We start from the raw sequence: 25323 nt of genomic DNA on the forward strand, positions 1-25323 counted from the left end.
CCCCTCACCCTGTCAACTTTGTCAACTTAACACTCTGCACGCCCGCTGGCGCACGGCGCGTTTTCGCCGTGAATTTCGGCTTGTGGGTGTCCTCCGAATCGCTTGCCACTCCGCCGCACTCTCCTTAAGCAGCCGCATGTTTGCCAAGCTGATCCGCGCCAGCGCGCCGCTCGCCCTTATCCTCGCCGCCACCGCCGCTCCGGCCCAGAGCGACCGCCCGGTCACGCCCGCAGAGCTGATGCGCCATATCGAGCGGCTCGCCAGCGACGAGTTCCAGGGGCGCGCCCCCGCCACCGAGGGCGAGCGCCTGACCACCGCCTATATCGTCGAGCAGCTCCAGTCCCGCGGCGTCGAGCCGGCCGGGGAGGGCGGCACCTGGTTCCAGCCCGTCCGCCTGGTCGAGCGCGCCGCCGGTTCGCACAGCCTGAGCTGGACCGCGAACGGCCGCCTTGTCCCGTTCGGAGAGGACGAGATCATCCTGCTCGGCCGCGAGGCGCAGGAGCGGATCGCCGATGCGCCGGTGATCTTCGCCGGCCATGGCGCGCGCTTGCCGGATCGCGGCATCGATCAGCTCGCCGGGGTGGATGTGCGCGGCGCGGTCGTGCTCATCATGCTCGAAGGGCCGGACGTACCCGGTTTCCCCTCGCTCGCCGAGCGGCGCCAGGCGGTCAGCGACGCGGGTGCGGCGGCGGTCATCGCCATCGCCGGGGAGGACATTCCCTGGGCGACGGTCCGCCGCGTGATGGGCAGCCAGGCCGCGACCCGGCTCGATGCGACCCCGGTCCCGGCGATCACCGGCGCGATGCCGATCTCCGCCGCCCAGCGCCTGATCGCGGCGGCCGGCGGCAATCTGGAGCGGCTGCTCAACGATCAGCCCGGCTCCTCCTTCCGCGCCTCCGTGCTGCCGCTGCGCGCGACGATCGAGGTGACGACGCGGGTGGAGCGCTACACGACCAACAATGTCGTCGGTCGCCTGCGCGGCAGCGGCGATACCAATGAGAGCATCGTCTATCTCGCTCATTGGGACCATCTCGGCATCTGCCGCCCGGAGGGCGAGGCGGACAGGATCTGCAACGGCGCGGTCGACAATGCCTCGGGCATCGCCGCCCTGATCGAGATCGCCGGGCGCCTTTCCGCCCGGCCCCGCGCGCCGCGCGACATCCTGTTCCTCGCCACCACGGCGGAGGAGCTGGGCCTGCTCGGCGCCGAGCATTTCGCCACCCATCCGGTCGTGCCGGCCGCGTCGATCCAGGTGGCGATCAACATGGACACGATCGCCATCCACCCGCTCGGCGAGCCGGTCGCGGTGATGGGCCGGGGCATCGCGCCGCTCGACACCGCGATCGACGCTACGGTGGAGGCGATGGGCCGCCGGCTCGACGATGACGACGAGGCCAATGCCCTGATCCGCCGGCAGGACGGCTGGGCCTTCACCCGCAACGGCATCCCGGCGATCATGGTCGGTGGCTCCTTCTCGAACATGGCCTTGCTCGGCGCCTTCCTCGAAGGGCCCTATCATAAGCCCGCCGACCAGCTCGGCGGGCGGATCGTGCTGGAGGGGGCGGCGGAGGACACCAGCCTGATGGTGGCGCTCGGCCGCCGCCTCGCCGATCCCGCTCACTATCGCCGTCCGGCGGCGGGGCAGGAGTAAGGATCATGGACATCCGCCTCGGCCTCACCTTCGACGACGTCCTGCTCCAGCCGGCCGAATCTTCGGTCCTGCCGAGCCAGGCCGACACAAGCACCCGGGTGACGCGCGGCATCGCGCTCAACATTCCGATCCTCTCCTCCGCGATGGACACGGTGACCGAAGCCGACATGGCGATCGTGATGGCGCAACTGGGCGGGCTCGGCGTCCTCCACCGCAACATGGAGGTGGAGGAGCAGTTCGCCGCCGTCCGCGCCGTGAAGCGCTTCGAAAGCGGCATGGTGGTCAATCCGATCACGATCCGCCCGGATCAGACCCTCGCCGAGGCGCAGGAGCTGATGGCGCGCAACAAGATCTCCGGCATCCCGGTGACGGAGCCGGGCGGCAGACTGGTCGGCATCCTCACCAACCGCGACGTGCGCTTCGCCGAAAATCCGCGCCAGCCGGTGTCCGAGCTGATGACCAGCGACAATCTCGCCACGGTCGGCCCCGGCGTCAGCCAGGAGGAGGCCCGCCGTCTGCTTCACCAGCGCCGGATCGAGAAGCTGCTCGTCGTCGATGCGGACGGCCGCTGCATCGGTCTCATCACCGTCAAGGACATCGAGAAGGCCGTCACCTATCCGAACGCGACCAAGGACGGCGCGGGCCGCCTGCGCGTTGCCGCCGCGACCACGGTCGGCGACACCGGCTTCGAGCGCAGTTCGGCACTGATCGACGCCGAATGCGACCTCATCGTCATCGACACCGCGCACGGCCATAACAAGGACGTCGCCCTCGCTGTCGAGCGGATCAAGCGCGCGTCCAACGCCGTGCAGGTCGTCGCCGGCAATGTCGCGACGGCCGAAGCCACCAAGGCGCTGATCGGCGCGGGCGCGGATTGCGTGAAGGTCGGCATCGGCCCCGGCTCGATCTGCACCACCCGCGTCGTCGCCGGCGTCGGCGTGCCGCAATTGACCGCGATCATGGATTGCGCCGAGGAAGCGGCGAAGTCGGGCACGCCGGTCATCGGGGATGGCGGCCTGCGCACGTCTGGCGACATCGCCAAGGCGTTGGCCGGCGGCGCGTCTGCGGTGATGGTCGGCTCGCTGCTGGCGGGGACCGAGGAAGCGCCGGGCGAGACGTTCCTCTATCAGGGCCGCGCCTATAAGAGCTATCGCGGCATGGGCAGCGTCGGTGCGATGGCGCGCGGCTCGGCCGATCGTTATTTCCAGCAGGACATCAAGGATCAGCTCAAGCTGGTGCCGGAGGGGATCGAGGGGCAGGTCGCCTACAAGGGCCATGCCCGCGATGTGATTCACCAGCTCGTCGGCGGCGTGAAGGCGGCGATGGGCTATACCGGTGCGGCGACGATCGCCGATCTCCAGCAGGCGAAGTTCGTGCGGATCACCAATGCCGGCCTGCGCGAAAGCCACGTTCACGACGTCACGATCACCCGCGAGGCGCCCAACTACCCCTCGCACTAACCATCCTCTTGCCTTTCGCCCGGGGATGGAGGAGCCTCGACAGGTCCATTTCGGGGGAGATTGGTGACATGCGGGGCTTAGTGCCGCTTGCGGCAATGGCTGCGTTGATCGGCTGCTCCGGCGGCATCGCCTCGGCCACTTGCGAAGACGTCGCCGCGCGCGCCGTCGAGATCGCCGCCTCCGAACCGATCCAGATCCGCTCGACTGCCGACCCTCGCGAAATCGCGCGCACCCCGGCCGATTTGCGCTGCACCGCCAGCGCGGTTCTCAGTGACGAACGCGCCACGACGCTGTACCTGCGCGCCTATGATGACAATGGCAGTCTCATGGTCGCCTATCAGGAGCATCCGTTCGACTGAGTTTCGGAGTCGGCGATGACACCGGCCGCGCGCGCCCAGGCGGCGATCGAGCTGCTCGACGAAATCGTCATTGCCGCCCGCGAAGGCGGCGCGGCCGCCGATACGCTCGTCCAACGCTATTTCAAGACGCGCCGCTATGCCGGATCGAAGGACCGCCGCGCGGTCCGCGATCTCGTCTACCGTGCGATCCGCCGCGCCGGCGATCGCCCCGAATCGGGCCGCGCCGCCCTGCTCGGCTTCGCCGCTGTCGAGCCCGATCTGCTGACTGTGTTCGACGGCTCGCCCCACGGTCCCGCGCCCGTGCGGGAAGGCGAGGCCGCGGCGCCCGCCTCTGTCGTGCCCGCCTGGCTCGCCGGCCGGTTCGATCCGGCGCTGGGCGCGGGCGAATTGCCGGCTCTGCTCGAACGCGCGACCCTCGACCTGCGCGTGAACCGCCTGCGGGGCACCCGAGAGGAAGCGCTGGCGGCCATGCCGGAAGCCGAGCCGACACCACATTCGCCGCTGGGTCTGCGTCTTCCGGAAGGCTTTCAGGTGGAGCAATCCGAAAGCTGGGCATCAGGCCTGGTCGAAGTTCAGGACGAAGGCAGCCAACTCCTGTGCCTGGTCTGCGATGTCCGCCTCGGCATGACGGTGATCGACCTGTGCGCGGGCGCCGGCGGCAAGACGCTCGCGCTGGCCGCCGAGATGGCGGGAGAAGGACGGCTCGTCGCGTCGGACACCGATCGCGCCCGCCTCTCGCGCATGGCGCCTCGACTGGCGCGCGCGGGCGTCGGCATCGTCGAGACGCGGCTGCTCGATCCGGGCCGCGAATCGGCGGCGTTCGCCGATCTCGCCGGGGCGGCCGATCTGGTGCTGATCGATGCCCCCTGCTCGGGCAGCGGCACCTGGCGCCGCAATCCGGAAACGCGCTGGCGCCTGACGCCGGAGCGTTTGGAACGGCTCGTCGCGCTTCAGGCACATCTTCTTGATATCGGCGCGGAACTTGTCCGTCCTGGCGGCCATTTGGTCTATGCGGTCTGTTCGCTGCTGACCGAAGAGGGGCGCGATCAGGCCGCGAAATTCGAAATGCGTCGTTCAGCCTTCGTTCGGGACTTGGGCCCCATGAATGCAGGACGCGCCGCCGGCGCCGGGCACCTGCTCAGCCCCGCCGCCGACGGCACGGACGGCTTTTTCGTCGCGCGCTGGCGGTGCCCATGCTAGCCTTGCCGCGACCGGGAATGGAGTATCTGATGCGCCTCATGCCGATTGCCCTCACGATCGCCGTCGCGGCGGCCACGATCGCCGCTGCCGGCCATGGCCAGCGCGCCGACGACCAGATCGACCCGCGCTCGGCGGCGATGGTTGAACAGGCTCGGACATTGTCTGCCGCGGGCCGATACAACGAAGCGATCGACCTACTCGAAACCGCGCTCGCCATCGATCCGGGCAATCGCGGCGCTTATGTCCAGCTCGGCCGTGTCGCTCAGGCGCAGCGGCTGCCGGGCAAGGCGATCCGGCTCTATAGCGATGCGCTCCGGCTCGAGCCGAATGACGTCAACGCGCTTGCGGGACAGGGCGAGGCCTATGTCCAGCGCGGCGCGGTCGATCGCGCGCGAACCAATCTCGAACGCGTCCGCTCTCTGTGCCGCGCGCCTTGCGCCCAGGCCGATCAGCTCGCCGCCGCAATCACGCGCGGCCCGCCCGCCGAAGTCGTGCAGGCGCAGCGCCCCGAGCCGCCGGCGCCGCCCGCCGTTCAGCCGCGCGGCAATTAGGCCGCGATCAGCCGCGCCAGCGCGACGAAATCGGCGACGTTAAGCGTCTCCGCGCGCCGCTGCGGATCGATGCCGAGCTGCTGGAGGGCATCCAGCGCCCCCGGGACACTCTTGAGCGACTGGCGCAGCATCTTGCGGCGCTGGCCGAAAGCGGCGGCGGTCAGGCGCTCCAGCATCTCCGCGCGCACCTCCGGCGGCGCTGCTGCGGGCACGATATGGACCACCGCCGACATGACCTTGGGTGGCGGCACGAAGGCGGAGCGATGCACTTTCATCGCCAGTGTGGCGGTCGCACGCCACTGGGCGAGAACCGCGAGGCGGCCATAGGCGCCCATGCCCGGCTTCGCCACGATCCGCTCGGCCACTTCCTGCTGGAACATCAATGTCAGCGATGTCCACCATGGCGGCCAGCTTTCGCCGCCGAGCCAGCGCACGAGCAATGCGGTCCCGACATTGTAAGGCAGATTGGCGACGATATGGGCGGGACCGACAGCTGCGGCCTCGTCGATCGCCAGGGCATCGCCCTCGATCACACTGAGCCTTCCGTCTGCCGCGTCGCCAAGCTCCGCCAAAGCGGGCAGGCAGCGGCGGTCGCGCTCGACCGCGACGACCTCGGCGCCGGTGCGCAGCAAGGCGCGGGTAAGTCCGCCGGGGCCCGGCCCGACCTCATAGACTCGCGCACCAGCCAGCGGGCCAGGCACGCGTGCGATCCGATCCAGCAAGTGCTCGTCGAGCAGGAAATTCTGGCCGAGCGCCTTCGACGCGGCGAGCCCGTGGCGCGCGATCACTTCGCGCAGTGGCGGCAATGGATCGAGCGCCTTCACGCCGCGGCGAGGCGGCCAGCACATTCTCCGGCGGTGCGGATCGCCGCGATCATCGCGCCCGGATCGGCGACATTCTTGCCGGCGATATCGAAGGCGGTGCCGTGATCGGGCGAGGTGCGCACGATCGGCAGGCCGAGCGTGACGTTGATGCCCTCGTCGAAGTGCAGCGTCTTCAGGGGGATCAGCGCCTGATCGTGATACATGCACAGCGCCATGTCGTAACCGGCACGGCGATGGGCATTGAACATGATGTCGGGTGGGTGCGGCCCCGTCACTTCGAAGCCTTCCTCGCGCAGCCGCTCGATCGCGGGCATGATGATGTCGATCTCCTCGCGGCCGAGCGCGCCGTTCTCGCCCGCATGCGGGTTGAGCCCGGCGACGGCGATCCGGGGCGCGTCGATGCCGAACTGGCGCTGCAGCCCGCGCGCGGCCGCACGGCCCTTGGCCACGATCCGCTCGGCCGTGAGCACCGCCGTCACTTCGGCGAGCGGGATATGCGTGGTGACGGGAATGACGCGCAGGGTCGGCCCGGCGAGCATCATCGCGACCAGCTCGCCCGCCACACCGCAGCGTTCGGCGACGAATTCGGTCTGTCCGGGATGAGTGAAACCGACTGCGTAGAGCCGGGTCTTGGAAACGGGTCCGGTGACGAGGCCCGAAGCCGCGCCCGAGCGGGCCAGGCCGACCGCGAGCTCCAGCGCGTCAAGCGCGTTGCGCGCGCCGATGAGATCGAGGCTGCCGGGCGGCGCGGTCGAATCGGCGACGCGGATGATCGGCAGGGCCTCGTCGAACAGCGTCATGGCTTCGGCCGGGTCGGCGATGACGGCGATCGGGCCGTCCCATGCCGCTTCGACCGCGCCGACATCGCCGACCGCGAAAAAGGGAGGCAGCGCTTCCTCGGCGCGACGCGTCCAGCTCTTGGCGATAACCTCTGCGCCGATGCCCGCCGGATCGCCCAGCGAAACCGCGAGCGGCGCCGGCAAGGACTCAGCGATAATCGACCACCGCGTCGCGCCTGAGGTCGCGCAGATAGCGCTGCGCCCGGCGGTTGACGCGCTCCTCGTTGATCTGGGCATAGACCTGATCGAAGCTCGGCCCGCCGGCGGCTTCCGGATCGTCGCGACCGCACAGGACGAGAACGTTGATCCGCTCGGTGGATCCGAACGGCGGCGTCGCCTGGCCGATATTGAGATCGAGCAGCATCTGCTGAAGCTGCGGCGGCAGTTCGCGTACGCGCACTTGGTCGTTGGAGATCAGCTCGGCGCCGATCGACGTTGCGGTCTGCGTCGCGGCACCGCAGCCGCCCATCGACTGGGTGGCCGTGGCGAGCTGGTTGGCGCGGGCCTGGGCCTGCGCCTCGCTCGTCCCTGCAGGGTTCGTCACCGAAATCTGCATCAGACTGAGCATCGCATCGCGGGGGTCGGCGACGAGAATCTGACGGCTGTCGGCCAGCGCGACGATCGAGAAGCCGCCCGGCAGCGGAACGGGATCGCTGATCGCTCCGACCGGCATTTCCTGGACCAGCCCGGCGAGTTCCGGCGGAAGCTGCTCCACGCGCACCCAGCCGAGATCGCCACCGACGGCAGCTGTCGATGCTTCGGAAAACTGCCGCGCATAAGCCTGGAAGGAGGCGCCGGCGCGAATCTGCTGGACGATGCGCTGCGCGTTGGCGCGTGCTTCGGCGGCGGTTTCGGGAGTGGAGGAGATGAAAATCTCAGCGACTCGATATTCGGCGGTCCCGCGCGAGGCGTTGAGCCGGTCGATCACCGACTGAACCTCGTCGTCGCCGACCGTGACGAACGGCTCGATATTGCGCCGCTGCACCCGCTGCCAGGACAGCTCGCCGCGAATCTGCCGCTTCAGCGAGCGTTCCGACGAGCCGATCGAACGGAGATAGGCGGCGAAATTCTGCGGTGTCTGGTTGAAGCCGCCGGCGAAGCGGGCGAAATACTGGTCTACGTCGCGTTCCTCGACGGCGACTTCCTGTTGCCGCGCCGCTTGGATCTGCAGCGTCTCGTCGATCAGGTTGCGGAGCACCTGGGCGCGCACCCGCTGAAGCTCCTCGGGCGGAAGCTCGATGCGGTTGGACGCGACGATCAGCGCCAGGCGATGATCGATGTCGCTTTCGGTGATGACCTCGCCATTGACGATCGCGGTCGCCTTGCGCACGCCGGGCTGCACATTGCCGACGAACTGCACATTGTCGGGGATATCGAGACCGGCGATGCCGGGCTGATTCTGGGCCGCCGCAACCACCGAGAGCAAGGAGACGGCCAATATCGCGGCCGCCCTTGGGAACCTACCGAGCTTCATCATTCCTCCAGTGAGCGCAGGCTTCGATCCTGCCCGTTCCATGCTGAACCAAAGCTTAGCGCCGTTCTTTAGCGGCCGAGATTGCGCAACGCCACCCGGATGAGGAAGGTGTTGCCGCGCCGCGCGTCGCCGGTCGTCTCATAGTCGCGCCGCCAGGTCAGGCCAAGCTCGATACATTCGTCGTCATAGAGAATGCCGATGCGGTGGCGGACCGGATCGAAGCCGTCCGATTGGGACAGCGGATCCTCCTGCCGGTCGGTCAGGTCGATCACCGCCGATCCGAAGATCGACCAGTAACGCGCGAATCGCACCCGCCCGCCGAAACGGATTTCCTCGCGGTCGCGCAGGTCCTCGATCCCGGGGTCCACATCGCGGTCGAGCCGCAAATAGCCGATCGTCGCATAGGTCTGGCGCCCGCCGACCGTGGCGTCGATCTCGTTGCGCCTGATGCTGAGGCTTTCCTTGTCGAGCCGGAAGCGATGGACGAGATTGACGCGCCGGCCGATGCGCAGCGTCGTGCGGCCGACAATGTCGGAGAAGCGGTCGGAAAGGCCGGTGCCGATCGGCAGGATGCTCTCGCGCGTGCTCAGCCGGTAGCTCTGGCCGATATTGGTGCGGACCGCGATGCCGGGCAGGTCGAAAGCCCAGTCGGCGCCGTAAGTGATGCGCACGCCGTCCTCCCAGCGGTCATGGCCGGGGAAGCGATTGAGCGCGAACAGGTTGGAATCCTCCAGATCGACGGCGCGCGCGTCCTCGTTGGGGATGTCGAGATTGTCGGTCGCCGGCGAGGCGACGAACTGGAGGCGCGGAGTCAGCCGCTGGGTGCCGCCGAGAAACGTGCCGATGAAAGGCCATTTGAGATCGGCCGCGACCGCGCCGATGAAACGGCCGCTCCATCCCTCCGTGCCGCGATAAAGCTCCGTCTGGGTGAGCAGGGTGTCGTTGGCGTGATAGACATCGCTGCGCGCGAAAGCGGTGAGCACCAGTTCCTGGCCCCAGGGCAGGATGTCGCGACGTTCCCATTCGGCGCTGGCGAAGGCGCGCTGCGTGTCCTGGCCTTCGGGGCGCAGGATGGAAAGGCTGTTGACCCTTAGCTCGAAACGCCCGCCGGCCCATGGATCGGCGAGCCGCCAGCGCGCGTCGATCGCCGGCAGCGCGATCGGCTGCTGCCCCTCCACATCGGTGACGCGCAGGCCCTGGAACGCCCAGCCTGCAATCGAGACATAGCTGTCCGTCCCGATCCGCTCGACCTCGATCATCGAGCGCAGCCGGTCGTCCCGCGAGATATCGTAGCGGCGCATGAAGGTGCGGTCGGTGGCGTAGCGCCCCGCCGCGGTCACGCTCCATTGCGGGTTGAGCTGCCAGCGGCCGCTGCCTTCGATATAGCCGCGAAAACCGCGATCTCCCTCAGGATCGGGCAAATTCGGATCGATCGCGAGGCGCGATCCGAAGGTGCCGTAACCGTGCAACTGGAAGGCGCCGCGCCGGGTGAGCTGGCGATATTCCGCCTCCAGCATCGGGGCGACCTCGGTATAGATGTGCGGCGTGAGGGTGAGATCGCGGTTGGACGCGAAGCGTAGATAATAGGGAACGCTGATCTCCAGCCCGTTCAGCCGGTCGTAGCGGATTTCCGGAACCAGCACGCCGCTGCCGCCGCCTTGGCTCCCGTCCGGGTGCGACAGGCCGGGCAGGCCCAGGATCGGAGTGCCGAACAGGTTGAGCGTCGCACCTTGATAGCTGATCCGGCGGCGGACGGGATCGTGGGTGACGCGCACTGCATTGATCTGCCAGGTCGGTGCCTTGGGGCAGCCCTCGGCATCGACGACCGCGCAGGGCGTGTAGGCGGCCCGGTTCAGCGTCGTGATACCGTTCTCGCGCCGCGCCTCTATCGCGGCGAGCCGACCGCCGTCGGCCAGCACGAGCAGCAGATTTTCGATCACGCCGTCGCGCAGATTGTCTTCGAGCAGCACGCTGTCGCCATAAGCGACGTCGCCGCCCGGGCTGATCAGCCGGACATCGCCGCCGGCGCGCACCTCCCCGCTGGTCCGGTTCCAGGTGACGGTGTCGGCACGCAGATTGTAGCCTTCGCGGTTCATCCGCACTTCGCCGGCGGCGGTCACCAACTCGCTGTCCTGATCATATTCCAGCCGGTCTGCGCTGAACGCGACCTGGTCGGGCGCGGCGGCGCTGGCCGGAGCCGGCGGCTCCTGCGCCCAGCCGGCGCAAGGCAGGCCGAGCAGCAGGGGCAAGGCGGTCCGGCAGATGGTTCGAAACGTCGTCACAAAATCCCGCTGCCCTGGCCCGAGCCCAGTGTCCTGAAGGCGCCCCAGCCTATTGCACCTGCGCCCGCTCCCTGCAATGGCGGGTCTATCCGGCCACGCAAACGGCCGTCTTGGGAGATTTGTTTCGTGATTCAGGTCAGTTTCGCCGCCGCGCGACCGAAAGGCGCCCATGCACTCGCCATTCCCGTCCGGGGCGAAGACATGCTGCACGACCGGCTGCAGGGCTTCGACGACGCGGCGCGGACATTGGCCACCCGCTCGGCCGAGGCGCAACGCTTCGAGCGCGAAGTCGGTGCGATCGCCGAGACCTTTATCGACGAGAAGGACGCCGCGCGGCGGCTGCTGCTCGTCGGCCTCCGCGGCAAGAGCGACGAGGCGGGCCTGTATGAGCGCGTCGGCGGCGCACTCACCGCCCGGCTGCTCACTTCGGGCGAAACGAAGCTGGTGATCGACCTCACCGGCCTGTCCCTCGACGCGCGCCAGGCGGCGCGGCTCGCCTTCGGCGCCGCGGCACGCTCGTGGCGCTACGACATCTACCGCACCAAGCTCGGCCGCAAGCAGCGTCCGACGCTCGCCGAAGCGATCATTGTCGGTGGGCCGGAGGGGGTGAAAGCCGAGTGGGCGCATCTGTCCGCCGTTCTGACGGGCCTCGATCTCACCCGCGGCCTCGTCACCGAGCCGTCCAACATCGTCTTCCCGCAGACGTTCGTGGAGCGCGTCCGGGCCTCGTTCGACGGGATGGGCGTCGAGATCGACGTGCTCGACGAGAAGCAGATGGCGAAGCTCGGCATGGGGGCGCTGCTCGGCGTGGGCCAGGGCTCGGTGCGTCCGCCCCGGCTGCTGGTGCTGCGCTGGAACGGCGGTGTCAAAGGCAAGAAGCCCGTCGTGCTGGTGGGGAAGGGGATCACTTTCGACACCGGCGGTATCTCGATCAAGCCCGCCCAGGGCATGGAAGCGATGAAATGGGACATGGGCGGCGCCGGCGCCGTTGTGGGGGCGCTGAAGGCGATCGCCGGGCGCAAGGCGAAGGCGAACGTGATCGGCGTCTGCGCGCTGGCCGAGAACATGCCGGACGGCAATGCCCAGCGTCCCGGCGATGTCGTCACCTCGATGTCCGGCCAGACGATCGAGGTCATCAACACCGATGCCGAAGGCCGCCTCGTCCTCGCCGACGCGATGACCTGGGCGCAGCGCGAGTTCAAGCCCGAGGTGATGATCGACCTCGCCACCCTGACCGGGGCGATGATCATCAGCCTGGGTCACGAGCATGGCGGTCTGTTCTCGAATGACGACGGCCTTGCCGCCGGCCTCACCGCCGCCGGCCTCGCCAGCGGCGACAAGGTCTGGCGCTTTCCGATGAACGACGCTTACGACAAGATCATGGACTCGCAGATCGCCGACATGCGCAACAGCGCGTCGCGCGACGCCGGTTCGATCACCGCCGCCTGCTTCCTCCAGCGCTTCGTCGAGGAAGGCGTCAAATGGGCGCATCTCGACATTGCCGGCATGGTCTGGGCCGACAAGCCGGGCGCGCTCTTCGACAAGGGCGCCACCGGTTACGGCGTGGCCCTGCTCGACCGTTACATCGCCGACAATCACGAAGGCTGAAGCGGCTCTTGCCCTTGCGGCGTGCCCTCTCTAGAGAGCCGCCGCAACATTCCTTCCAGACACGGAGTTTCTCGGGCCATGGCCACGACGCGCACCTTCTCGATCATCAAGCCGGACGCGACCCGGCGCAACCTCACCGGCGCGGTCACCGCCAAGCTGGAGGAGGCCGGCCTGCGCATCGTCGCCTCCAAGCGCATCCACATGACCAGGGAACAGGCCGAGGGTTTCTACGGTGTCCACCGCGAGCGCCCCTTCTTCAACGATCTGGTCGCCTTCATGACCTCCGGCCCGGTGGTCGTGCAGGTGCTCGAGGGCGAGGACGCCGTCGCCCGCAACCGCGAGGTGATGGGCGCGACCAATCCCGAGAACGCCGACGCGGGCACGATCCGCAAGACCTTCGCCGAATCGATCGAGGCGAACAGCGTCCACGGTTCGGACAGCGACGAGAATGCGAAGATCGAGATCGACTTCTTCTTCACGCCGGAAGAGATCGTCGGCTGACCTCCTTTCCTCCCCGGCATTTGCCGGGGAGGGGAACCATCCAAAGGATTGTGGAGGGGTAACTTTCAGGCCTTCGCCAACCCCTCCACCAGCTTCGCTGGTCCCCCTCCCCACGAAAGCATGGGGAGGAAATTCAGAAGCCCCGCATCTCCGCCAGCCGCCTGGGCGCGACCATCGCCCAGCTGCTCTCGATCCGATCCGCGACATGGTCCCAGTCGACCGTCTCGCCGTCCAGCTGGATGCCGATCCAGCCCGACGGCGCCAGATAGGCCGGCCGGTAATAGAGGTCCGGATCGGCCTCGATCAGCATGTCCTGCTCCTCCGCGCCGCCGGTCTTCACCGCGACGGACGTGATGTCGTTGGCGTGATGATCGTGCAGGAACCAGGCGAAGATTCTGCCCTTGTCGATCAGGAAGACCGGCTGGCCGTGCGAGATTTTCTCCGCCGCGCCCGGCAGGGAAAGGCAGATCGCACGCACCCGCGCGTAACAGGCGTCTCGATCGGGGCTCATGCCACATCCTCCTGTTCGATTGCGTCGCCGCGCAGCAGGCGGCAATAGGCGTCCAGCGCCTGCGGATAGAGTCCGTGCTCCGCTTCCAGCACGCGCGCGGAAAGGCTGTCGGCATCGTCCCGCGGCTGGATGCGAACCCTGGACTGGGCCAGGACTGGGCCGGAATCGAGATCGTCGGTCACGATATGGACCGAGCATCCGCCATATTCGTCCCCCGCCAGCAAGGCGCGCCGATGCGTGTCCAACCCCTTGTGCAGCGGCAGCAGCGAGGGATGGACGTTGAGGATGCGATCCGGCCAGCGCGCCACGAATTCCGGCGACAGCAGCCGCATATAGCCCGCAAGCGCGACCAGGCCGATCTCATGGGCCTCCAGCGCCTTGTCCAGCTCCGCGTCGTAATCGGCGCGGGCCATCCCCTTGTGGCTCATCGCCCAGGTCGGAATGCCCAGCCGTTTCGCCGCGACCAGCCCGCGCGCGCCGGGTACGTTCGATGCGACCAGCGCGATGTCATAAGCCCGGTCGGGATCGCGGCGCTTATATTCCGACAGCGCGACCATGTTGGAGCCGCGCCCGGAGATCAGCACCCCGATCCGGATGCGTTCAGCCATGATGGGTGGCGGCCCAGTCGCTCCGCGCGCTCCAGGTCTCGGCGTTGCCGGTTATGGTGCAGCCCTTCGCACCGGCTTCGACATGACCGATCGCGAAGACGGCTTCTCCAGCCTGTTCAAGCTGCTGTGTGACATCGTTCACATTCTCTTGCGATACGATCAGCGCCATGCCGATGCCGCAGTTGAACGTGCGCGCCATCTCCTCGGGCTCGATATTGCCCTGCGCCTGGAGGTAGGCCATCAACCGCGGCTGCGCCCAGGCACCGGCATCGATCCGGGCATGGAGATGGTCCGGCAGCACGCGCGGGATATTTTCCAGCAGTCCCCCGCCGGTGATATGGGCGAGCGCGGAGATCCTGCCGGCGCGGATCGCCGGCAGCAGCGGCTTCACATAGATGCGCGTCGGCGCCAGCAGCGCCTCGATCAGCAGCATGTCCTGGTCGAACAGGGCCGGGCGATCGAGCTTCCAGCCCTTGTCGGCGGCGAGCCGGCGGACTAGCGAAAAGCCGTTGGAATGAACGCCGGACGAGGCGAGCCCGAGGATCGTGTCGCCCGCCTTCAACTTGTCGCCGGTCAGCTGCTCGCCGCGCTCGACCGCGCCGACGCAGAAGCCGGCCAGGTCGTAATCGCCCGGCGCGTACATGCCCGGCATCTCCGCCGTCTCGCCGCCGATCAGCGCGCAGCCCGCCTGCTTGCAGCCCTCGGCGATCGAGGCGATCACCGCTTCGGCCAAGCCCGCCTCCAGCTTGCCGGTGGCGAAATAGTCTAGGAAGAAGAGCGGCTCGGCGCCCTGCACGATCAGGTCGTTGGCGCACATCGCCACCAGATCCACGCCGACGCCCTCGTGCCGGCCGGAGTCGATGGCGAGCTTCAGCTTGGTGCCGACCCCGTCATTGGCCGCGACCAGCAGCGGATCGGCATAGCCCGCCGCCTTCGGATCGAAGAAGCCGCCGAAGCCGCCCAGCGAGGCATCCGCCCCCGGCCGGGCCGTCGCCCTGGCGAGCGGCGCGATCGCCTTCACCAGCGCATTGCCGGCGGCGATGTCGACCCCGGCGCCGGCATAGGTATAGGGCTTCTGATTGTGCGTGCGGTTCACCATGAGCCGCGCCTAGCCACAACAGGCTTGGATTTCCACGCCCAACTCGCCAAAAAGGCGCCCGTGAAGCGTTCCCATATTCTTCTCGCCCTCGCGATTCCGCTCGCGCTCGTCGCAATCGGCGGCGGGGCGAGGCTGATCCATGCCCAGCTGGACGGCGCCGACCGGGGCATCGCGCCGATCGATTCGACCAGCAATTTCGAGGTGATGGGCGTCGAGGTGGACGTGCGCGCCGCCAGCGGCGAGGCCGCCCGCGTCGAAGGCTGGCGCCGGGCGCAGCGCGAAGGCTGGCGGCTCCTGTGGTCGCGCACCACCGGCCGGCCCGTCGCGCAGGCGCCGAATCTGTCCGAATCGGTCCTGAACTCGATCGTCAGCGGCATCATCATCGATTCCGAGCAGATCGGGCCGACCCGCTACATCGCGCGGCTCGGCGTGCTGTTCGATCGCGCGCGCACCGGCCAGATGCTCGGCGTCGAGGGGCTGCAGCGCCGCTCCGCCGCGATGCTGGTCATCCCGGTGCTGAAGACCGGCGGCAGCGCCTACAGCTTCGAGTTCCAGAACGACTGGCAGCGCGCCTGGGCCGAATTCCGCACCGCCGGCAGCCCGATCGACTATGTCCGCACCTCCGGCACGGGCATCGATCCGCTGCTGCTCAACCTGTCGCAGACCGGGCGGCGCGGGCGCGGCTGGTGGCGGATGATCCTCGATCAATATGGCGCCGCGGACGTGCTGGTGGCCGAGCTGGACCTGCGCCGCCTCTATCCCGGCGGTCCGGCGCTCGGAGTCTTCACCGCCCGTTTCGGCCCGGACGGCGACGTGCTGGGCAGTTTCCGCCTGCGCGCCGACAACGGCCAGCAGGTGCGCGCGATGCTCGACGAGGGCGTGCGCCGGCTGGACGCGCTCTACACGCAGGCGCTGGAGCAGGGGCGGCTGCGCCCCGATTCCAGCCTGGTGATCATCGAGCCGGCGGTCCAGCGCGAGATCGAGGAGATCGTGCCGGACGAGCCGATCGCTCTCCCCGTTCCGGTCGGCCCCACGACGACTTTCAACGTCCAGATCGAGACGCCCGATGCCGGGTCGGTGCAGGGCGCGGAGCTGGCGGTCAGCCGGGTCGGCGGCGTGACCTCCGCCGTCACGACCAGTCTCGCGCTCGGCGGCACGTCGGTCATGCGCGTCACCTATGCGGGCGATGCGGCGGGCTTCCAGGCGGCGCTGGCGGCGCAGGGCTGGCGGGTGCAGGTGCTGGGCGGCAACACCGTCCGGATCTCGCGCTAGGCGCATGGGCCTCAATCAGATCGCGCTGCCGCTCGACTGGCCGGTGGCCGATCGGGAGGAGGATTTCCTCCTGTCCGAAGCCAATCGCGCCGCCTTCGAGCATCTCGCCCGCTGGTCGCTCTGGCCGGTCATGGCGACGCTCGTCACCGGGCCGCGCAAGTCGGGCCGCAGCCTGCTCGGCCGCATCTTCGTGCGCAAGACCGGCGGCCGGCTGTTCGACAATGCCGAGGATCATGACGAGGAGGCCCTGTTCCACGCCTGGAACGATGCCCAGGCGCGCCGCAAGCCGCTGCTGATCGTCGCTGCCGCGCCGCCGCCCGCCTGGGAGGTCGCGCTGCCCGACCTCAAATCGCGCCTCGCCGCCACGCCCCATGTCGCGCTGGGCGCGCCGGACGACGCGCTGCTCGGCGATCTCGTCGTCAAATTGCTCAACGACCGGGGCATCGTCACGCCGTCCGATCTCGCCGACTATCTGGTCCCGCGCGTCGAACGCAGCTATGTGGCGGCCTTGAAGATCGTCGATCTTCTCGACCAGGCCATGCTGTCGCATCATCGTCGCATGACCGTGCCAATGGCGAAAAAGGCACTGGAGGAGGCCGGAATGATCGGCCGCGCAAGAGGACGCTGATGCAACCCGCCGCGACGCCCGCCAACGATGCCGATCCGGCCGCCGCGCCGACCCCCGATTCGACCGGCGACACGCGCCGTTATTTCAACCGGGAATTGTCCTGGCTCGCCTTCAACCGCCGCGTGCTGGAGGAGGCGTGCAACGAGGCGCATCCCTTGCTGGAGCGGCTGCGCTTCCTCTCCATCTCCGGCAACAATCTCGACGAGTTCTTCATGGTGCGCGTCGCGGGCCTCAAGGCGCAGCAATTGCTCGGCGTCGAGGAGCCCTCCGTCGACGGCCTCACGCCCGCCCAGCAGCTCGCCGCGATCGCCGACGAATCGAACGCGCTGACCGCCAGCCAGCAGGAGGTCTGGCGGCACCTGCGCGGCCTGCTGCGCGACTCCGGCTTCGCCGTGCTCGGCGAGGACGAGATCACGGGCGAGGACGCCGCCTGGCTCGACGATCATTTCCGCGACCATATCTTCCCGGTCCTCACGCCCCAGGCGATCGATCCGGCCCATCCCTTCCCGTTCATCCCCAACAAGGGCTTCAGCCTCGTCTTCGATCTGAAGCGCCTGTCGGACGGCGCGCCGATCCAGGAGTTGTTGATGGTGCCGGCGACGCTGCCGCGCTTCGTCCGCCTGCCGGGGGAGGCGGCGCGCTATATCGCGATCGAGCGGCTGATCCGCCGCCAGGCGGCGATGCTGTTCCCCGGCTACGAGATGCTCGGCGGCGGCGCCTTCCGCATCATCCGCGACAGCGACATCGAGATCGAGGAAGAGGCGGAGGATCTCGTCCGCTTCTTCCGCTCGGCCATCAAGCGCCGCCGGCGCGGCCGCGTCATCCGGCTGAAGCTGGAGGCGGACATGCCGGACGACCTCGTCGCCCTGGTCCGCGACGGCCTCGACGCCAGCGAGGCTTTGGTCTTCGAATCGACCGGCTTCCTCGGCATCGCCGATCTCGCCATGCTGGTCGACGAGGACCGCGCCGACTTGAAGTTCCCGGCCTTCTCCGCCCGTTTTCCGGAGCGCATCCGCGAATATGGCGGCGACTGCTTCGCCGCGATCCGGGCCAAGGACATCGTCGTCCACCATCCCTATGAGAGCTTCGACGTCGTGCTCGCCTTCCTGCGCCAGGCGGCCGAGGACCCGGACGTGGTGGCGATCAAGCAGACGCTCTACCGCGCCGGCAAGCAGTCGGCGGTCATCAACGCCCTGATCGCCGCCGCCGAGGCGGGCAAATCCGTCACCGCCGTCGTGGAATTGAAGGCCCGCTTCGACGAGGAGCAGAATTTGATGTGGGCGAGCGCGCTGGAGCGCGCCGGCGTGCAGGTCGTCTACGGCTTCATCGAATGGAAGACGCACGCCAAGATGTCGATGGTCGTGCGGCGCGAGGAGGGGAGCTACCGCACCTATTGCCACCTCGGCACCGGCAATTACCACCCGATCACCGCGAAGATCTACACCGACCTCAGCTACTTCACCGCCGATCCGCGCGTCGGCCGCGATGTCGCCCACGTCTTCAACTACATCACCGGCTATATCGAGCCGCGCGGGCTGGAGCTGATCGTGATGTCGCCCAACGACATGCGGGCCCGGCTGGGCGATCTCATCGATCGCGAGATCGGCAATGCCCGCGCCGGGCGGCCGGCGGCGATCTGGGCGAAGATGAACTCGCTGGTCGATCCCGCGATCATCGACAAGCTCTACGAGGCGAGCGCGGCCGGCGTGGAGATCGACCTCATCATCCGCGGCATCTGCTGCCTGCGCCCCGGCGTGCCGGGCCTCTCCGAGAATATCCGGGTCAAGTCGATCGTCGGCCGCTTCCTGGAGCACAGCCGCATCTGGTGCTTCGGCAATGGCGGCGAGCTGCCCAATCGCGAGGCGGAGGTCTGCATCTCATCGGCCGACTGGATGCCGCGCAATTTCGACCGGCGGGTCGAATATGCGCTGCCGGTCGGGAACGACACGGTTCATGCCCAGATCCTCGATCAGGTGATGGTCGCCAATATCATCGACACCGAGCAGAGCTGGCGGCTGCGGGCGGACGGCAGCTATGAACGGCTCGTGCCCGGCGTGGACGGCAAGCCGTTCAACCTGCATCATTATTTCATGACCAATCCGTCTTTGTCGGGCCGCGGAGCCGCTGGCCATGGCCGCGGTGCCTATCCCCAGAAGCTGCGTCTTCCGCGCGGCCAGCAATAGGCGTACCGGTCATGTATGCCCGCGCGCCGGTCGCGATCATCGACATCGGCTCCAATTCCGTGCGCCTCGTCGTCTATTCTGGCGCGACCCGCATCCCGTCGATCATCTTCAACGAAAAGGTGATGGCGGGCCTCGGCCGCGACATGGGCGAAACCGGCGCGCTGGGCGAGGAGGCGCAGGCGCGGGCGCTGCGCGCGCTCGATCGCTTCCGTCTGCTGACCCAGCAGATGGGTGTGGTCCGCACCCGCACCGTCGCCACTGCCGCGGTGCGCGAGGCTTCGAACGGTGCCGCTTTCCTCGACGAGGTGCGCGCAATCGGTCTCGATCCGCTCGTCCTGGCCGGCAAAGAAGAGGCGCGCATGGCCGGACTTGGCGTTGTTTCCGCCATTCCAGATGCCGATGGCCTGGTCGGCGATCTCGGCGGCGGCAGCCTGGAGCTGGTGGCGGTGGCGAAGCGCAAGGCGAAGCGCGCCGCGTCTTTGCCGCTGGGTGTGCTGCGGCTCGATGCACTGGTCGCGGAAGGCGATGCCGCCTTTGCGAAGAAGGTCGGCAAGGCGGTGGCCGCCGCCGGCTTCGCGGACAAGGGGGAGGGCAAGCCGCTCTATCTCGTCGGCGGCAGCTGGCGCGCGCTCGCCCAGTTCGACATGGCGCTGGCCGATCATCCGTTGCCGATCACCCATCAGCACGCGATGCTGCCCGGCCGTCCCGCCACGCTGGCCGAAGCGTTGCGTAAGCTCGGCCCTGACGGCCTGCGCGATTTGGCGTCGGTCTCGTCCTCACGCATCCCCAGCCTGCCTGTCGCGAATTGTCTGCTGACCGCTTTGGTCGATGCGTTGCGGCCCGCCGCGCTCATCGTCTCCAGCTTCGGCATCCGCGAAGGGCTGCTCTATGACGAGCTCGATCCGGCGCAGCGCACCCGCGATCCGCTGATCGAGGCGGCGCGCGAGGCCGGGGCGGGGCTGGGCCGCTTCGCACAGCATGGCGCTCTTCTCGATACCTGGATCGCGCCGGCCTTCGACGACAGCCCGCGCCAGGCGCGCCTGCGCCTTGCCGCCTGCCTGCTCTCCGACATCGCCTGGGCCGCGCACCCCGATTTCCGGGCCGAGCGCGGCATCGACATGGCGCTGCACGGCAACTGGGTGGCGATCGACGCGCCGGGCCGGGTGATGCTGGCGCTCGCCTTGTTCCGCGCTTTCGGCGGCGAGCGCGACCTGCCTTATCCGACGATCGCCGCCTTGTGCACGCCGGAGGAGTTGACGCGCGCCGGGCTCTGGGGCCTGGCAATGCGCCTCGGCCAGCGCCTCAGCGGCGGAGTCGCGGCCGGGCTGGAGCGCAGCCGCCTCCATCGCGACGGCGCGACCCTGGTGCTGGAAATGCGGCGCGACGATGCCGCGCTGATCGGCGAATCGGTCGAACGCCGCCTGCGCGTCCTTGCCGGCGAGCTCGGCCTGGACGCGGAGATCAGGGTCGGCTGATCAGCCGCAGGTGATCCGCTCGATCCGCCCGCGCGCGTCGATATGGATGTTCAGCCGGTCTTCGCGATAATCCATCGTCACCGCGTCGCCGGGGCGAATCCAGCGCAGGGAGCGCGAATTGCTGCGCGCCAGCGCGTCGGCGCCCACTTCGCTGGACGGTTCGCGGCCGACCAGGTTCTGCACCGCATCGGCGTTGCAGCGATAGCTGGGCTCGGGCGCGGCGGCATCGTCGGTCGTGACGCAGGCGGCGGTGCCGATCAGGGCGAAGGCGGCGATGGGCAATTTCATGGGGTGGGCTCCGTTTCGGTTCGGGTCATGGCCAGTTTTCCCCCCTTGATCGCGAAGGCCAGCCGGCCTTCCACCAGGTCCAACGCATCGCGGCCGAATTCGTCGAACCGCCAGCCTTCGAGAATCGCGAGCCCGTCGCGTCGCCCCGCCGCGAGCAGTTCCAGTTCTTCCGAGCGCGCCACCAGCCGGGGTGCGACATTGCTTTCCCGCGCGCGAATCTTGAGCAGCAGCTTCAGCAAATCGGCGACCAGGGCGCCTTCGCGTCCCAGACCGGGGCCGCGGTCGTCGCGGGCGGGCATCTCGTCGGCGGGCAGAGGTTCCGCCAGTTCCAGCGCATCCATCATCCTGGAGCCGATATCGTTCGCCTTCCACGCCGCCGAAAGCCCGCGCACCCGGCCCAGCGCGTCCTGGTCGGCGGGCGGGTGCATGGCGATGTCCGCCAGCGTTTCGTCCTTCATGATTCGCCCGCGCGGCAGGTTCTTGGATCGCGCCTCGATCTCGCGCCACGCCGCCAGCCCCTTCAGCCGCCCCAGCACTTCCGCCTTGCGGCTCTGGATTTTGACCTTCTTCCAGGCGAGGTGCGGATCGTTGATGTAATTGGTGGGGTCGGCAATGCGGTCCATCTCCTGATCCAGCCACTGGCCGCGTCCCGTCTTCATCAGCCGATCCAGCATTTTCGGGAACAGCTCGGCGAGGTGGGTGACGTCGCCGATCGCATAGTCGATCTGGCGCTTGTCGAGCGGGCGGCGCGCCCAGTCGGTGAAGCGCGCGCCTTTGTCGAGGCTGCGCCCGAGCAGCGATTCGACCAGGTTGGAATAGCCCACCTGCTCGCCGAGCCCGAGCGCCATCGCCGCGACCTGGGTGTCGAAGATCGGGAAGGGGGTGCCGCCGGTCAGGTTGACGATGATCTCGATGTCCTGGCCGCCCGCATGGAAGACCTTGAGCACCCTCTCGTTGTTGACGAGCAGCTCGAGCAGGGGCGCGAGATCGATGCCCTCCGCCTTGGGATCGATTGCGGCGGCCTCCTCGCTATTGGCGATCTGGAACAGGCACAGATCGGGCCAATAGGTGTTCTCGCGCATGAACTCGGTGTCCACGGCGACGAAGTCGGATTTGGCGAGCCGGTCGCAGAGCTTTTCGAGGGACTCGGTGTCGGTGATGAGCGGATGAATCTGCATTGGCGGCCCTCATAACGGCGCCGCGTCGCTTGACAAAGCGCCGCGAGTGACGCGAAGCGCCTCGTCACGCACTTTTCCACATAAATCGAACCTCGAAAGCCACTGATGCACGCCTATCGCACCCACAATTGCGGCGAACTCCGCGAAAGCCATGTCGGCGAAACCGTTCGTCTGTCCGGTTGGGTCCATCGCAAGCGCGATCATGGCGGCGTGCTCTTCGTCGATCTGCGCGACCATTACGGCCTCACCCAGATCGTCTGCCGCGCCAACAGCGAAGCGCTGAAGGTGCTGGAGCATCTGCGCGTCGAGTCGGTGGTGACGATCGACGGCGAAGTGGTGGCGCGCGGTCCCGAAGCGACCAATCCGAATCTGCCGACCGGCGCGATCGAGGTGGTCGCCGATGCCGTGACCGTCCAGTCCGCCGCCGAAGAGCTGCCTCTGCCGGTCGCCGGTGAGGCCGAATATCCCGAGGATATCCGCCTGCGCTATCGCTACCTGGACCTGCGCCGGGAGCGGCTGCACGCCAACATCCTGCTACGCTCCAACGTGATCAGCTCGATCCGCCGCCGGATGATCGACCAGGGCTTCACCGAGTTCCAGACCCCGATCCTCACCGCCTCGTCCCCAGAAGGCGCACGCGACTATCTCGTCCCCTCCCGCGTCCATCCCGGCAAGTTCTATGCGCTTCCCCAGGCGCCGCAGATGTTCAAGCAGCTGATCATGGTCGCCGGCTTCGATCGCTACTTCCAGATCGCCCCCTGCTTCCGCGACGAGGACGCCCGCGCCGATCGCTCGCCCGGCGAATTCTACCAGCTCGATTTCGAGATGAGCTACGTCACCCAGGACGACGTGTTCGAAGCGATCGAACCGGTGCTGGCCGGCGTGTTCGAGGAATTCGCGAACGGCCGCGCCGTCACTTCGGCCGGCCAGTTCCCGCGCATCCCGTTCCGCGAGGCGATGCTGAAATACGGCTCGGACAAGCCGGACCTCAGGAACCCGATCCTGATCTCCGACGTGTCGAAGCATTTCGAGGGCTCGGGCTTCGGCCTGTTCGCCCGCATCGTCGAGGGCGGCGGCGTGGTCCGCGCCATTCCGGCGCCGAACACGGCGGAGAAGAGCCGCAAATTCTTCGACGACATGAACGATTGGGCGCGCTCCGAAGGCCATGCCGGCTTGGGCTACATCACCCAGAAAGGCGGCGAGCTGGGCGGCCCGATCGCCAAGAATCACGGCGAGGCGGCGACCCGCAAGCTCATCGCCGAACTGGGCCTCGGCCCCGATGACGGCATCTTCTTCGCCGCCGGCAAGGAAGGGCAGGCGGCCAGGCTGGCCGGCGCGGCGCGCACCCGCGTCGGCGAGGAGCTGGGCCTGATCGACGAGAGCCGCTTCGATTTCTGCTGGATCGTCGATTTTCCGATGTTCGAATATGACGAGGACGCGAAGAAGGTCGATTTCAGCCACAACCCCTTCTCGATGCCGCAGGGCGGGCTGGAGGCGCTGGAGACGAAGGACCCGCTCGACATCCTCGCTTTCCAGTACGACATCGTCTGCAACGGCGTGGAGCTTTCGTCCGGCGCGATCCGCAACCACCGGCCGGACATCATGTACAAGGCGTTCGAGATCGCCGGCTACACGCAGGCGGACGTGGACACGAACTTCGCGGGCATGATCAACGCCTTCAAGTTCGGCGCCCCGCCGCACGGCGGCTCGGCCCCCGGCATCGACCGCATCGTCATGCTGCTCGCCGGCGAACCCAACATCCGCGAGGTCGTCCTCTTCCCGATGAACCAGAAGGCCGAGGACCTGATGATGAACGCGCCGGGCGCCGTGACGGCCAAGCAACTCCGCGAGCTCAACATCCGCATCGTCGAACAGGCTAAAACCTAATCCCAAAACCGTTCGGGCTGAGCTTGTCGAAGCCCTGTCCTTTCTTCAAACATGGCGGAAAGAAGGACAGCCCTTCGACAATGATCAGGTGCGAATGTACCCCGTACATTCGCAGCCATGCCGGGGGCATGGCGGCCTGATCATCAGGGCGAACGGAGTGGGTTCATGTCGATCGATCTCAAGGACTACGAAACCGGCGCCAAATATGACGGCGACTACGACGCCGATCTGAAGGCGTTGCAGGAGCGCATCTCCCGCCTCTTCGTCGCCGCCGACATCTACAGGAAGAAGGCGATCGTCGCCGTCGAGGGCTGGGACGCGGCGGGGAAGGGCGGGGCGATCCAGCGCCTGACCGCGACCTGCGATCCCCGATCCTACAAGGTCTGGCCGATCTCGGCGCCGAGCGCGGAGGAGAAGGCGCGCCACTATCTCTGGCGATTCTGGACGCGGCTGCCGGAGGCGGGCGAGGTCGCGATCTTCGATCGCACCTGGTACGGGCGCGTCCTCGTCGAGCGGGTCGAGGGCTTCGCGACCGCGGCCGAATGGAACCGCGCCTATGACGAGATCAATGAGTTCGAGGCGCAGCTCGCCGCCGATGATACCGTCCTGATCAAGCTCTTCTTCCACGTCACCCAGAAGACCCAGGACAAGCGCCTGAAGGAGCGGCTCGAAGATCCCTGGAAGCAGTGGAAGGTCGGCCCCGACGATTTCCGCAATCGCGCCCGCCGCGCCGATTATCTCGACGCGCTGGCGGACATGTTCAAGCGCACTGATACGCGCTGGGCGCCCTGGACGGTGATCGACGGCAACAACAAGAAGGCGGCGCGGATCGCCGCGCTCACTCATGTCGCGGATCGTCTCTCGGCCGTGCTGCCCGCCAAGCCGCCGCCCGTCCGTCCCGAACTGGCACGGATCGCCGAGGAGGGGTTCGGCGCGAGCCCCAATCAGTCCGGATAGCGGATCGCCATCACCTCATAATCCTTCGCGCCGGCGGGCAGGACGACGCGGCGCACATCGCCCACCGCCGCGCCGCGCACCGCGCGGGCGATCGGGGAATGCCAGCTTACCCGCCCGGCGGCGGCATCCGCCTCGTCCTCGCCGACCAGGGTCAAGACCCGCTCATTGTCGTCCTCGTCGGCCAGGGTGACGGTCGCGCCGAACCAGGCGCGGCTCCTGTCCTCCTGTCGCGCCGGGTCGATCACCTTGGCCGCCTTCATCCGCCGAGCGAGGAAGTTGATCCGCCGGTCCACCTCGCGCAGCCGCCGCCTGCCATATTGGTAATCGGCATTTTCCGACCGGTCGCCATTGGCCGCCGCCCAGGCGATCGTCTCCAGCAGCTTCGGCCGCTCGCCCGCGAACAGGGCCTCATATTCCTCGCGCAGCCGGCGAAAGCCTTCAGGGGTGATATGGTTGGGCCTGTCGGTCATGGCGCTCCATTATCGTCA

The 25323-nt window shown here is 68.0% G+C and carries 21 protein-coding genes and 1 pseudogene; 13 read left to right on the forward strand and 9 right to left on the reverse strand.

Going from position 1 to position 25323, the window contains the following annotated elements; translation table 11 throughout:
* Positions 1 to 136: 136 nt before the first annotated feature.
* From KF780_09455 to KF780_09475, 5 genes are all read left to right on the forward strand, one after another.
* Positions 137 to 1651, forward strand: a complete 1515-nt coding sequence (locus KF780_09455) for a M28 family peptidase (GenBank protein ID MBX3562023.1) — start codon at positions 137 to 139, stop codon at positions 1649 to 1651.
* Between the two features lie 5 nt (positions 1652 to 1656).
* A complete protein-coding gene (gene guaB / locus KF780_09460; protein MBX3562024.1) occupies positions 1657 to 3111 on the forward strand; it encodes an IMP dehydrogenase in 1455 nt (484 codons plus the stop codon).
* 95 nt (positions 3112 to 3206) lie between these two features.
* Positions 3207 to 3470: a hypothetical protein gene (locus tag KF780_09465; GenBank protein ID MBX3562025.1), complete on the forward strand. Its 264-nt coding sequence runs from the start codon at positions 3207 to 3209 to the stop codon at positions 3468 to 3470.
* A 15-nt stretch (positions 3471 to 3485) separates the two neighbouring features.
* On the forward strand, positions 3486 to 4670 hold the full coding sequence (locus tag KF780_09470; GenBank protein ID MBX3562026.1) for an RsmB/NOP family class I SAM-dependent RNA methyltransferase: 1185 nt from the start codon (positions 3486 to 3488) through the stop codon (positions 4668 to 4670).
* A gap of 29 nt (positions 4671 to 4699) precedes the next feature.
* On the forward strand, positions 4700 to 5221 hold the full coding sequence (locus tag KF780_09475) for a tetratricopeptide repeat protein (GenBank protein ID MBX3562027.1): 522 nt from the start codon (positions 4700 to 4702) through the stop codon (positions 5219 to 5221).
* Here the strand turns inward: KF780_09475 and rsmA are convergent.
* The 4 genes from rsmA to KF780_09495 form a co-directional block, all read right to left on the reverse strand.
* Positions 5218 to 6069, reverse strand: a complete 852-nt coding sequence (gene rsmA, locus KF780_09480) for a 16S rRNA (adenine(1518)-N(6)/adenine(1519)-N(6))-dimethyltransferase RsmA (GenBank protein ID MBX3562028.1) — start codon at positions 6067 to 6069, stop codon at positions 5218 to 5220. The genes KF780_09475 and rsmA overlap by 4 nt on opposite strands.
* Positions 6042 to 7121, reverse strand: a complete 1080-nt coding sequence (gene pdxA, locus KF780_09485; protein ID MBX3562029.1) for a 4-hydroxythreonine-4-phosphate dehydrogenase PdxA — start codon at positions 7119 to 7121, stop codon at positions 6042 to 6044. Before pdxA ends, rsmA begins: the two co-directional genes overlap by 28 nt.
* Entirely contained in the window at positions 7033 to 8361 is a 1329-nt protein-coding gene (locus KF780_09490; GenBank protein MBX3562030.1) for a peptidylprolyl isomerase, read from the reverse strand. The genes pdxA and KF780_09490 overlap by 89 nt, the downstream gene beginning before the upstream one ends.
* 65 nt (positions 8362 to 8426) lie before the next feature.
* Positions 8427 to 10811, reverse strand: coding sequence for an LPS-assembly protein LptD (locus KF780_09495; GenBank protein ID MBX3562031.1), 2385 nt, complete (start codon positions 10809 to 10811; stop codon positions 8427 to 8429).
* Here KF780_09495 and KF780_09500 point away from each other — a divergent pair.
* Positions 10770 to 12248: a leucyl aminopeptidase gene (locus KF780_09500; protein MBX3562032.1), complete on the forward strand. Its 1479-nt coding sequence runs from the start codon at positions 10770 to 10772 to the stop codon at positions 12246 to 12248. The two genes, KF780_09495 and KF780_09500, sit on opposite strands and share 42 nt — an antisense overlap.
* A gap of 78 nt (positions 12249 to 12326) precedes the next feature.
* Positions 12327 to 12749: a nucleoside-diphosphate kinase gene (gene ndk, locus KF780_09505; GenBank protein MBX3562033.1), complete on the forward strand. Its 423-nt coding sequence runs from the start codon at positions 12327 to 12329 to the stop codon at positions 12747 to 12749.
* Between the two features lie 133 nt (positions 12750 to 12882).
* Here ndk and purN read toward each other — a convergent pair.
* Together purN and purM are read right to left on the reverse strand one after the other, a co-directional pair.
* A pseudogene (gene purN, locus KF780_09510) lies at positions 12883 to 13868 on the reverse strand (phosphoribosylglycinamide formyltransferase).
* Complete coding sequence (gene purM / locus KF780_09515; protein MBX3562034.1) at positions 13861 to 14967, reverse strand: phosphoribosylformylglycinamidine cyclo-ligase; 1107 nt, start codon at positions 14965 to 14967, stop codon at positions 13861 to 13863. Before purM ends, purN begins: the two are co-directional and overlap by 8 nt.
* Positions 14968 to 15042: 75 nt before the next feature.
* On the opposite strand from purM, the gene KF780_09520 reads away from it, so the two are divergent.
* Genes KF780_09520 through KF780_09535 form a run of 4 tightly spaced genes read left to right on the forward strand, consistent with a single transcriptional unit; the run spans position 15043 to position 20525 of the window.
* Positions 15043 to 16239 carry a heavy-metal-associated domain-containing protein gene (locus KF780_09520; protein MBX3562035.1) on the forward strand — a complete coding sequence of 399 codons (1197 nt, stop codon included), beginning with the start codon at positions 15043 to 15045 and terminating at the stop codon, positions 16237 to 16239.
* A 4-nt stretch (positions 16240 to 16243) separates the two neighbouring features.
* Positions 16244 to 16867 carry a chromosomal replication initiator DnaA gene (locus tag KF780_09525; GenBank protein MBX3562036.1) on the forward strand — a complete coding sequence of 208 codons (624 nt, stop codon included), beginning with the start codon at positions 16244 to 16246 and terminating at the stop codon, positions 16865 to 16867.
* Entirely contained in the window at positions 16867 to 19050 is a 2184-nt protein-coding gene (locus KF780_09530) for an RNA degradosome polyphosphate kinase (protein MBX3562037.1), read from the forward strand. The genes KF780_09525 and KF780_09530 overlap by 1 nt, the downstream gene beginning before the upstream one ends.
* Positions 19051 to 19061: 11 nt before the next feature.
* A complete protein-coding gene (locus KF780_09535; GenBank protein MBX3562038.1) occupies positions 19062 to 20525 on the forward strand; it encodes a Ppx/GppA family phosphatase in 1464 nt (487 codons plus the stop codon).
* On the opposite strand, the gene KF780_09540 is transcribed toward KF780_09535, so the two are convergent.
* Together KF780_09540 and rnd are read right to left on the reverse strand one after the other, a co-directional pair.
* On the reverse strand, positions 20526 to 20813 hold the full coding sequence (locus tag KF780_09540; protein ID MBX3562039.1) for a hypothetical protein: 288 nt from the start codon (positions 20811 to 20813) through the stop codon (positions 20526 to 20528).
* Positions 20810 to 21991, reverse strand: a complete 1182-nt coding sequence (rnd, locus tag KF780_09545) for a ribonuclease D (protein ID MBX3562040.1) — start codon at positions 21989 to 21991, stop codon at positions 20810 to 20812. Before rnd ends, KF780_09540 begins: the two co-directional genes overlap by 4 nt.
* 105 nt (positions 21992 to 22096) lie before the next feature.
* Between rnd and aspS the strand changes: the two genes are divergently transcribed.
* Together aspS and KF780_09555 are read left to right on the forward strand one after the other, a co-directional pair.
* The gene (aspS, locus tag KF780_09550; GenBank protein MBX3562041.1) at positions 22097 to 23878 is read left to right on the forward strand and encodes an aspartate--tRNA ligase; all 1782 of its coding nucleotides are present in this window, start codon (positions 22097 to 22099) and stop codon (positions 23876 to 23878) included.
* 165 nt (positions 23879 to 24043) lie between these two features.
* Positions 24044 to 24835 (forward strand): polyphosphate kinase, encoded by a 792-nt coding sequence (locus KF780_09555; GenBank protein MBX3562042.1) that lies wholly within the window; start codon positions 24044 to 24046, stop codon positions 24833 to 24835.
* On the opposite strand, the gene greB is transcribed toward KF780_09555, so the two are convergent.
* Positions 24823 to 25305 (reverse strand): transcription elongation factor GreB, encoded by a 483-nt coding sequence (greB, locus tag KF780_09560; protein ID MBX3562043.1) that lies wholly within the window; start codon positions 25303 to 25305, stop codon positions 24823 to 24825. The genes KF780_09555 and greB overlap by 13 nt on opposite strands.
* Positions 25306 to 25323: the final 18 nt, after the last annotated feature.

Origin of the sequence: Sphingomonas sp., from assembly GCA_019635535.1 — a bacterium.
In the GTDB taxonomy this organism is placed as follows: domain Bacteria; phylum Pseudomonadota; class Alphaproteobacteria; order Sphingomonadales; family Sphingomonadaceae; genus Allosphingosinicella.